This is a genomic window from Nonomuraea solani (assembly GCF_900108335.1).
GTDB classification, from domain to species: domain Bacteria; phylum Actinomycetota; class Actinomycetes; order Streptosporangiales; family Streptosporangiaceae; genus Nonomuraea; species Nonomuraea solani.
Window position 1 is genome coordinate 8,402 of record NZ_FNVT01000028.1, and the last position, 11,243, is coordinate 19,644.

Genomic DNA, 11,243 nt, shown 5'->3' on the forward strand with positions numbered 1-11,243 from the left:
GGGTGACCAACGGGGCGCTTCTTCATGACCTCGTCCTGGCTCAGGCCGGGCGCACTCCGGACGCGACGGCCGTGTCGCAAGGAGACCACGGGCTGACCTATCGCGAGCTGGTGTCCGCGTCGGCGGCGCTGGCCCAGCGGCTGCGCGACCTCGGGGCCGGGCCCGAGGTCCGGATCGGCATCTGCCACCGCCGCACTCCTGACCTGCTGGTCTGCGTGCTCGGCGTCCTCATGTCGGGAGGCGCGTACGTACCGCTGGATCCCTCACACCCGCGCCGGCGGCTCGAAGCGATCATCGAGGACGCCGGGATCACCACGTGCGTCGCCGACGAGACGGGCATCGGCCTGCTGGCCGGGCTCCCCGTCCGACTGGAAACGGCGCGCCGGCCGAACAACGGCAAGCCACCCGCGCCCATCCCACCCACGGGCCAGGCCACGCCCGTCACATCCACCGGCCGGCCCATGCCTGCCACACTCACCGGCCAGAACGTGCAGGTCACGCCCTCCGGCCTGGCACATGCGCACGTCGACGTCGCGACCAAGCCGCCCACGCATGTCACGGGGGCGGGCGCGGCCGAACCGACCGTACGTGCCATCCCTCCGGGCACAGTCGATCCGCGTGTGACACCACCGGACAGCACAGTCGATCCGACCGCGCGTGCCACACCACCAGGCACAGCCGATCCGACCGCGCGTGTGACACCCCTGGGCATGGTCGAGTCGCCGTTGCGTCCCACACCATCGAACGCGGCCGCGCCACCCCCGGGCGTCACCCTGCCCGATGCGGCGGCCTATGTGCTCTTCACCTCCGGCTCGACGGGGCGGCCCAAGGGGGTGGTGGTGAGTCATGCCGCGGCGGTGTCGTTCGTGACCATGGCGGGCGAGGTGTTCGGGCTGGACGCCGGGTGCCGGTCCATCGGGTTCGCGGCGCTCGGGTTCGACGTGTCGGTGCTGGACGTCTTCGCCCCGCTGGCACGAGGCGGGTCCGTGATGTTCATCCCCGACGAGGACCGCGTCGACCCCACCCGGCTCCAGCGCTTCCTGGAACGGCACCAGGTGACCTGGGGCACGATCCCACCCGCCCTGCTCCCGCTGCTGGAGCCGGACCGGCTGCCCTGGCTGCGCGACCTGCTCACTGCGGGCGAGCCGGCCGGGCCCGAGCAGGTGGCCCGCTGGGCGACGGGCGGGCGGCGCTTCCACAACTGGTACGGCCCCACCGAGACCACGGTCTGCGTGGTCGGCACCGAACTGACGGGCGTCTGGGACAGGCCACTGCCCATCGGGTACGCGCTGCCGGGCTGCCACGCGTACATCCTCGACGACCTGCTCCGGCCCTGCCCGCCCGGCACCCCAGGGGAGCTGTGCATCGGCGGCCCGCAACTGGCGCGCGGTTACCTGGACCGGCCGGGGCTGTCGGCCGAACGGTTCGTGCCGAACCCGTACGGCGGGCCGGGGGCTCGGATGTACCGGACCGGGGACCAGGTCGTGCTGGAGGACGACGGCCGCATCGGTTTCCTCGGCCGGCTGGACCGGCAGGTGAAGGTCCAGGGCCAGCGCGTCGAGATCGGCGAGGTCGAGGCGGTGCTGCGCGCGCATCCCGGGGTACGGCAGGCGGTGGCGGACGTGACGGCCGGCCCGGCGGGCCTGAAGGAGCTGACCGCCTATCTGGCGCCGGAGGACGCGCCCGGCATCGATGGCGTGCGGGCCCACTGCCTGGAGAGCATGCCCGCGTACATGGTGCCGACCAGGGTGATACGGCTGGCCGTGCTGCCGCTGACTGTGGCCGGCAAGATCGACATGGCGGCCCTACGCGCCCACCGCGCCGCGTCCCTCGCGAACGGTGCGCCGAGCACGAGCACGGACTCCGGGACACGCGGCACGCACCCACCGCAGGAGGCCGGACCGGACCGGCACGCAACAAGCGAAACCAGGCCAAAGCGGCCCGCAGTCAGGGAGCCCGGACCGGACCAGCTTGCCGCGAGCGAGAGCGGTCCAGAGCCGCTCGCCGCGAACGAGACCAGGCCGGAGCGGCCCGCGGCAAGAGAGATCGGGCCGGCGCGGTCCGGGGATGAGGCGGCGGGCGAGATTGAGCGTCGTGTCGCGGCGGCCTGGGCTGAGGCGTTCGGGACCGGGGAGCCGGGGCCGGATGACGACTTCCTGGCGTCCGGTGGGCACTCGCTGGTGGCGATGCGGCTGACCGCGCTGCTGCGTACCGGGCTCGGCAGGGAGATCGAGGTCGGCGACGTGCTCGCGGGCCGTACCGTGGCCGGCATCGCCCGCCTCGCCGAGCAGGCCCCGCCAGTGCGGGACGAGCCGCTCGCCGTGGCGCCGGCCGCGCTGTCGGCGGTGCAGCGGCGGATGTGGTTCGTGGAACGGCTGGCGCCCGGGACGCCCGCGCACAACATCGCGATGGCGCAACGTCTGTCCGGGCCGCTGGACGTCGCCGCCCTGCGCGCCGCCCTGGCGGTGGTGGCCGAGCGGCATGAGGTGCTGAGGTGGCGCGTCCCGCAGTCGGACGGGGTGCCGGCCGTCGCCGTGTCGCCGCCCGGCCCCGTACCGCTGCCGGTGGAGGACGTGACCGAGGCGGAGGTGGGCGAGCGGCTGGAGGCCGAGGCCCGGCTCGCCTTCGACCTGGCGACGGGGCCGCTGTGGCGGGCCAGGCTCCTGCGCGTCACCGACAAGAAGGCCGGCGAGGGGACCGACGAGAGGGGCGGGGAGAGGGCCGAGGAGGGCATCAACGAGAGGGCCGGCGATGGGGCCGATGGAGGGGTCGGTGGAGAGGCCGATGAGGGCGTCGGCGGAAGGGCTGGCGAGGAGTATGTGCTGGCCATCACGGCGCATCACCTGGTGTTCGATGGCTGGTCGCAGCAGGTGCTCTATGACGATCTCGGCCGCGCCTACCGCCGCGCGGCGCTCACGCCGCTGCGTACGTCCTTCGGCGGGTACGTGGCCTACCTCGACGGGCGGGACAAGGAAGCGAACCTGGAGTGGTGGCGGGACCATCTGGAGGGCGCGCCCACCGTACTCGACCTGCCGCGCGACCATCCGCGCCCGGCCGTGCAGACGTTCGAGGGGGCCGGCGCCACCGCCGAGGCCGATGCCTCCGTCAGCGCCGGGGTCCGCACGCTGGCCGCGCGCTTGGGTGGCACGCCGTACGCGGTGATGCTGGCGGCGTTCGCGCAGGTGCTGCGGCGGCTCACCGGGCAGCGGGACCTGATCGTCGGGGCGCCGGTCGCCGATCGGCGCGATCCGGCCTTCCATCCGCTGGCCGGGTGTCTGGTGCAGGTGCTGCCGGTACGGCTGCGGGTCGAGGACGGCGAGACCTTCGAGGCGCATGTGACGCGCAGCCAGGAGGCGTTGTCCGGTGCGCTGGCGCATCTCGACGTACACCTGGAGCGGCTGGTCGACCGGCTCGGGCCCGGCCGTGACCTGTCCAGGAATCCGCTGGTCCAAGTGCTGTTCAACATGTACGACTTCACCGAGCCACGGCTGGAACTCCCCGGTGTCACGGCCGTCCCGCTGCCGCCTGGGCTGCCGGGGGCGTTGTTCGACCTGACCCTGTACGTCGGGGAACGGGACGGGCGGTATGTGCTGCAGGCCGTGTACAACCCGCGGCTGTTCCGGAGGGAGCGGATCGAGGAGCTGCTCGCGGGTTACCTCGGGATTCTCGGTGACCTGGTGGCCGTTCCTGAGCGGGCGGTCCGGCGCGCGTCCCTTCGCAGCGGACCGAGCGGGATGACGCTGCCGGACGGGACCGGTCCGCTCCCCGGCTGGGACGGCCCCGGGGTTGTGGAACGCGTCCTCGCACAGGCCGCCGGGCTGCCTCCTTTACGGGGCGTCCTCACACGGACGGACGGTGACCAGGCGCGGGACGCTCTCGGGCGGGCCGACGGTGTTCAAGCGCAGGACACTCCAGGGCAGGCCGGTGGTGATCGGGTGGCGGTCGCCGGTGAGAGTGGCGAGCTGACCTATGCCGAGCTGGTTCGCCTTGCGGTGGCGACCGGCGACGCCGTGTCCGCGACGGTGCGGCCGGGCGAGACGGTGGCGATCCTGGCCGCTCGCACGTGCGAGTTGCCCGCTCTGATGCTCGGCGTCCTGGGCGCCGGTGCCCGCTGGGCCGTGCTCGACTCCGCCCTGCCGCCCGCCCGCCTCGCGGCCCAGGCCCGCTCCGCCGACGCCCGCGCGCTGATCGCCTGCCCCGGCGTACCCGTCCCCTCCGAGCTGACCTGGCTCCCCCAACCAGCCGGACGTTCCGAGCCGGCCGAACCAGCCAAGACGGCCGGGTGGCGCGAAGTGGCTGGTCTGTTGGGGGCGGCCGGAACCGCTGGCGAGGTGGGGTTTCCGGTGCCGTTCGGAGGGCGGGGGTATCTGGCGTTCACGTCCGGCACCACCGGTGAACCCAAGCCGGTCCGGGCCGCGGAACGCCCGCTGGCCCGCTTCCTCTCCTGGTACGCCACCGAGTACGACCTGACCGCCGACGACCGGTTCGCGCTGCTGGCCGGGCTGGCGCACGACCCGCTCCTACGGGACGTCTGGACGCCGCTCACCCTGGGGGCGACGCTGCACGTGCCGGGCCAGGACCGGGTGCGGGACCCGGCCCGGCTGGCGTCATGGCTGCGCCAGAAGGGCATCACGGTCGCGCACCTGACCCCGCAGCTCGCCACCCTGATAGCCGCGGCCGGGATGGAGCTGCCCGATCTGCGGCTGGTGCTGTTCGGCGGGGACCGGCTGACGTACGCGGAGGTGGCGCGGTTCGCGGCGGTGGCGCCGAAGGCGCGGCTGGTCAACACGTACGGCACCACCGAAACGCCCCAGGCGCAGGCCGTGCACGAGATCATCGGCCAGGTGACGGGCAGCGACCCGGTGCCCGTCGGCCACGGCGTGGACGGGGCGGAGTTGCTCGTGCTGGACGCCGCCGGCGCCCCGGCCGCCGTCGGGGAACTGGGTGAGGTGGTGATCAGGAGCCGCCGTCTGGCGGAGGCGTACCTGGACGAAGAGCTCACCCGGCAACGATTCGCCCGCGAGCCGGACGGCGAGACGGCCCGCTACCGCACCGGCGACCTCGGCCGCCACGACCCGGACGGCCGGGTCATGATCGCCGGACGAGCCGATGGGCAGGTGAAGATCCGGGGCTACCGGGTCGAACTGGGCGAGGTCGAGGCCGTGCTGGCCGCGCACCCCGGCGTCCGGGCCGCCGCCGTGCGGGTGGCGGAGCAGCCGGCCGGCCGGGTGCTGCACGCGTACGCGGTGCCGGAGAGCGCGGCCGTCCAGGCGGGCGAGCTGCGCCGGCACCTCGCGGCCGGCCTGCCCGACTACGCGGTCCCGGCCGAGCTGGTGCTGCTGCCGGCGCTGCCGCTGACGCCGAACGGCAAGGTGGACCGGGCCGCCCTGCCCGCCCCGCCCCCGAAGGCCGCGGCGGGGCACGGACAGGAGCCCGCCACCGCGACGGAGCGCCTCGTCGCCGGCATCTGGCGGGAGGTCCTCGGCCTGCCGCGGGTCTCCGCCGACGCGAACTTCTTCGAGATCGGCGGGCACTCGCTCGCCACCGCTCAGGTCCAGGCCCGCCTCGCCGCCTCACTCGGGCGCGAGGTGCCGATCGTGGACCTGTTCCGCTTCCCGACCGTACGAACACTCGCGGCCCACCTCGACGGCGAGCGGCGCACCGCGGGAACGGAGCGCGCGGCCCGGCGGGTCGCGGCGCGCCGGGCACGACCCACAATTCGGCCCCACCGGGCCAGACGGGAGAACGAAGAATGACCGCTGCGCTGAACCACGAGGAAGAGGGGCCCGGCGTCGAGCCGATCGCGGTCGTCGGTCTGGCCTGCCGTCTGCCCGGCGCCGAGGACGTGTCCGCCTACTGGCGCAACCTGACCGGGGGCGTCGAGTCGGTGCGTTTCTACACGCGCGCGGAGCAGGAGGCGCTCGGCGTACCCGACTATCTGCTGGACGATCCGACGTTCGTCCCGGCGTGCTCCATCGCGGACGACTACGGCGCCCTCGACGCCGCGTTCTTCGGCATGTCGCCGCGCGAGGCGGAGTTGCGCGACCCGCAGCAGCGGATGTTCCTGGAGCTGGCCAGCACCGCGCTGGACGACGCGGGCTACGATCCCGCCCGCTACGCCGGCGAGATCGGGGTGTACGGGGCCATCGGGTCGGATGAGTACCAATGGCTGTACATCCGGCCGAACAAGAAGGTGTTCTCCTCCGTCGGGAACCTCGCCGTCTACACCGGTAACCACCCCGACTACCTGGCCACGATGGTGTCGTACAAGCTGGACCTGCGCGGCCCCAGCATCACCCTGCACACCGCCTGCTCCTCCTCGCTCGTCGCCCTGCACGTGGCGTGCGAGGCGCTGCGCACCGGCGAGTGCGACATGGCGCTGACCGGCGGAGCCTCCCTGGAACTGCCCGCCGAGTGGGGGTACCAGTTCCACCAGGACGGCATCTACGCCCCCGACGGGCACTGCCGGGCGTTCGACGCCGCCGCGGCCGGCACGATCTGGGGCGGGGGCGGCGGCATGGCCGTGCTGAAGCGGCTGTCCGACGCCATCGCCGACGGCGACCACATCCGCGCGGTGGTGATCGGCAACGCGATCAACAACGACGGCGCGACCAAGATGGGCTTCTCCGCGCCGAGCTCCGAGGGCCAGGCGGCGGCGGTCTCCCAGGCGATGGGGGTCGCGCAGATCGACCCGCGTACCGTCACCTACGTCGAGGCGCACGGCACCGGCACCTCGCTGGGCGACCCGATCGAGGTCGCGGCCCTGTCCAGCGTGCTCGGCGCCGGCACGGACGAGGCGGGCTGGTGCGGCATCGGCTCGGTCAAGACCAACATCGGCCATCTCGGCCCGGCGGCCGGCATCGCGGGCTTCATCAAGACCGTGCTCGCGCTGGAACACGGCATGATCCCGCCCAGCCTCAACTTCGAGACGCCGAACCCGCGCATCGACTTCGGCACCAACCCCTTCCGGGTCGTCTCGACGCTGACCAAATGGGAGACGAACGGCTTCCCGCGCCGGGCGGGCGTCAGTTCCTTCGGCATCGGCGGCACCAACGCGCACGTGCTCGTCGAGCAGGCGCCGCCCGCGCCGCTGCCGACCGCCCCGCCGCGCCCCGCCCACCTGCTGCTGCTGTCGGCCCGCACGCCGGCCGCGCTGGACGCCGCCGTCGCCCGGCTGGCCGGGCACCTCGAAGGGCGGGAGACCGATCTGGCCGACGTGGCGCACACGCTGCGTGCGGGCCGGCGGCGGTACGCGCACCGGGCCGCGGTGGTGGCCGCCGACGCCGCCGACGCGGTCACGGCGCTGACCACGCCGCGCCGGCTGGTCAAGGGCAAGGCGGGCACGGCCAAGGTGGCCTGGCTGTTCTCGGGTCAGGGCGCGCAGTACGCGGGCATGGGTGCCGGGCTCTACCGTACGGAGCCGGTGTTCGCCGCCGCGGTGGACGAGTGCACGGCGATCCTGCGCGAGGAGCTCGGCCTGGACCTGCGTACCCTGCTCTTCCCGGCCGAGGACGAGCGGGAGGCCGCCGACGAGCGGCTGCGGCAGACGGCGCTCACGCAGCCCGCGCTGTTCACGGTGGAGTGGGCGCTGGCCGCTCTGTGGCGCTCGTGGGGCGTGGAGCCGGCCGCGATGATCGGGCACAGCATCGGCGAGTACGTCGCCGCGACCGTCGCGGGCGTCTTCTCCCTGCCCGACGCGCTGCGCCTGGTGGCCGCCCGGGGCCGGCTCATGCAGAGCATGCCGCCCGGCGCGATGCTCGCCGTGCGCCTCGACCACGAGGAGGTGCGCCGGGACCTGCCGGAGGGCCTGTCGATCGCCACCGTCAACGGCCCCGGCACGTGCGTCGTCGCCGGCCCAGGCGAGCTGATCGCCGCCTACGCGGCCCGGCTCGGTGAGAGCGGCGTCGAGCACACCACGCTGCGCACCTCGCACGCCTTCCACTCCGGCATGATGGACCCGATTCTCGGCGACTTCCACGAGGCCGTCGCCGCCGCGGCCCGGCACGCGCCCGGCCTGCCCTTCCTGTCGAACGTGACCGGCACCTGGATCACCGCCGAGCAGGCCACGGACCCCGCCTACTGGACGAGCCACCTGCGTGAGGCGATCCGGTTCGGCGACTGCGTGGCGACGCTCGCCGCCGAGGGCGAGTGGCGGCTGGTGGAGTGCGGTCCCGGACGCCAGCTCGCCGGTCTGGCCAGGACCCAGTTGCCCGCGAACGCCCCGCGGCCGCTGACCAGCCTGCCCGGCCCCGCCGACGCCAAGTCCGACCTGGAGGTCCTCTACGCGACGGCCGGCGCCCTGTGGACGGCGGGCGTCCCGCTGGACACCGACGCGCTGGCCGAGCCCGCCCGCCGCGTCCCGCTGCCGACCTATCCGTACGAGCGCACGAACCACTGGGTGCACACCGACTTCGACCCGGAGCTCGTCTTCACCCGGCCGCCGAACACGGGCGCGCTGCCGCTGGAGGAGTGGTTCTCGGCGCCGGCCTGGCGCCAGGCGCCCGTGGCCCCGGCGGGGACCGCCGCGCTCGCCGGCCTGCGCTGCCTGGTGTTCGCGGGCCCTGCCGCCGAGCCGCTGCTGGACGGGCTGCGCGCGGCCGGCGCCGACGCCGTCCGGGTGGTGCCCGGCAGCGCGTACGGCACCGCCCCCGACGGCACGATCACCATCCGCCCGGCCGAACGCGACGACTATGAGGCGCTGATCGCCGAGACCGGGGTGCCGGCCCGCGTCATCCACGCCTGGACGCTGGACGGCACCCCGGCGACCACCCCCGAGCAGGCCACCGCCGCCCAGGATGTCGGCTTCCACAGCCTGCTGGCTTTGGTGCAGGCGCTGGCCGGCGCCGAGCGCGAGGCGGGGGTCCGGCTCGACATCCTGACCGCCGGCACGCAGGGCGTCACCGGCCAGGACGTCCACCGGCCCGAGCACGCCACGGTCGCCGGCATCACCGGCGTCGTCCCGCTGGAGGCCCGCTGGCTGACGGCCCGCCATCTCGACCTGGAGCCGGGGCCGTACGACGTGGGCAAGGTGCTGGCCGAGCTGGCCGCCGCGCCCGCCGAACCGGCGGAGGGCGAGCCGCCGTCCCCCATCGCGCTGCGGGCGGGTCACCGCTGGCTGCGCGGCTTCGAGCCGGTGCCGCTGCCGCCGCAGGACGACCCGCTGCGCCGGAACGGCGTGTACGTCATCACCGGCGGGCTCGGCGGCATCGGCCTCACCCTGGCCGGGGACCTGGCCGAGCGCGTCCAGGCCAGGCTGGTCCTGCTCGGCCGCTCCGGGCTGCCGCCCCGGGCCGACTGGGACGCGCTCGACGGGGCGCCGGAGCGGGTGCGGCGGGCCGTCGCCGCCGTCCGCCGCATGGAGCGGGCGGGCGCCGAGGTGATCGTGCTCGCCGCCGACGTGACCGACCCCGGGTCGCTGCGCCTGGCCAGGGACGAGGCGCTCGCCAGGTTCGGCCGCGTCGACGGGGTCGTGCACGCGGCCGGGGTTCCGGGCGGCGGCATGGCCGAGGTCAAGGAGCGCCGGGCCGCCGACGACGTCATGGCGCCCAAGATCGCCGGCACGCTGGCGCTGCGCGAGGTGTTCGGCGACCTGCCGCTCGACTTCGTGCTGCTCTGCTCCTCGGTGACCGCCGTCGCGGGCGGCTTCGGCCAGGTCGACTACTGCGCGGCCAACAATTTCATGGACGCGTACGCGCACGTCTGGCCCGGCCGGGTCCTGTCGGTGAACTGGGGAGCCTGGCTGGAGGTCGGCATGGCCGCCGAGGTGGCCGCGCCGGTGGCGTTCCGCGCCCTGCAGCGCGGCGACCGGGTGACCCGGCTGGACCACCCGGTGCTCAGCCACCGGCACGAGAGCGCCGGCCGCCAGCCCTGGTACGCCGCGACCCTGTCGGCCGGCACGCACTGGATCCTGGACGAGCACCGCGTGGCCGGAGTGCCCGTGATGCCCGGCACCGGCTACCTGGAGACCGCTCGGGCCGCGTTCGAGGCGGCTGTGCCGTGCCCCGGGCCCGGCCACGCGATCGAGCTGCGCGACGTCGCCTTCGTCGCGCCGCTGCCGGTCGCCGAGGGGGCCAGCGCGGAGTTGCGGGTGCTGCTCACCCCCACCGGCGACGGCGTGGACTTCGAGGTGGTCAGCGTCACCGGCGGTGACCCGATCCAGCACGCCCGCGGCTCGGCCGCCTGGGTGGCAACCGAGGAATCCGCCGAAAGCCTCGCCGAAGCGCGGGCCCGCTGCACCCACGACACCGGCGGGGCCAACCCGTTCGCCTCGGCGTCGGGGCTGGTCACGTTCGGGCCGCGGTGGAACAGCCTGCGCGCCGTACGGCTCGGCCAGAACGAGCAGCTCGCCCACCTGACGGCCGGTCCTGACGTCGCCGCCGAGCTGGCCGTCCTGCCGCTGCACCCGGCGCTGCTGGACGAGGCGACCGCGTTCATCGCCGTCTCCGGTGAGCACAGCTACCTGCCGCTCGGCTACGGCCGGATCACCGTGCACGCCCCGCTCCCGGCCGCGCTGTGGAGCCACGCCCGGCTCCGCGACACCGGCGGCGGCGAGGTGCTGGCCGCCGATCTCACCCTGTACGACGACGCCGGCGAGCGGGTGGTGAGCGTCTCCGACTTCGTGCTCAGGCGCATCGACCCGCAGGCGATGACCCGAACCGTCGGCGAAGGGGCCAGGCACGCGGCCGAGGACGTGACGGTGAAGGAGGAGTCCGCGGCCGCGGGCGTCGCCCTGGACCTCGACGGGGCCAGGCGCGGCATCCCGCCGGCGGACGGCGCCGAGGCCTTCCGCCGCCTGCTCGCCACGGACCTGGGCACCCAGGTCGTGGTGAACGCCACCGCGCTGCCCGAGTTCGTGGCCGGGGTACGCGAGCTGACCCAGGACACCGTGGCCGACGAGCTGGCCGCCGCCTCCGCCGCCGGCGACGCCGAGGCGGTCTCCGACGATCATGTCGCCCCCCGCAACGACCTGGAGAGCATGCTCGCCGGGCTGGTGGGCGAGGTGCTCGGCGCCCGGCGCGTCAGCGTCGAGCAGGACTTCTTCGACATGGGCGGCAACTCGCTGGTGGCGGTCCAGCTCATCGCCCTCATCAGGAAGCAGATCGGCGTCCGGCTGCCGATGCGCAGCCTCTTCCAGGTGCCCACCGTGGCCGGCATGGCCGCGCTGGTGGAGGAGCTGCGCGGCCAGGGCGCCCAGAAACCGGCAACGACGATCACCCGGCTCCCCCGAGAGGAAAGGCGCTGAC

Annotated in this window: 2 protein-coding genes; both read left to right on the forward strand. The window is 74.6% G+C overall.

The window, feature by feature from the left end:
- Window positions 1-2 precede the first annotated feature (2 nt).
- Window positions 3-5,756, forward strand: a complete 5,754-nt coding sequence (locus C4V41_RS61325) for an AMP-binding protein (RefSeq protein ID WP_146104147.1) — start codon at window positions 3-5, stop codon at window positions 5,754-5,756.
- A complete protein-coding gene (locus tag C4V41_RS52625) occupies window positions 5,753-11,242 on the forward strand; it encodes a type I polyketide synthase (RefSeq protein ID WP_103963621.1) in 5,490 nt (1,829 codons plus the stop codon). The genes C4V41_RS61325 and C4V41_RS52625 overlap by 4 nt, the downstream gene beginning before the upstream one ends.
- Window position 11,243 lies beyond the last annotated feature (1 nt).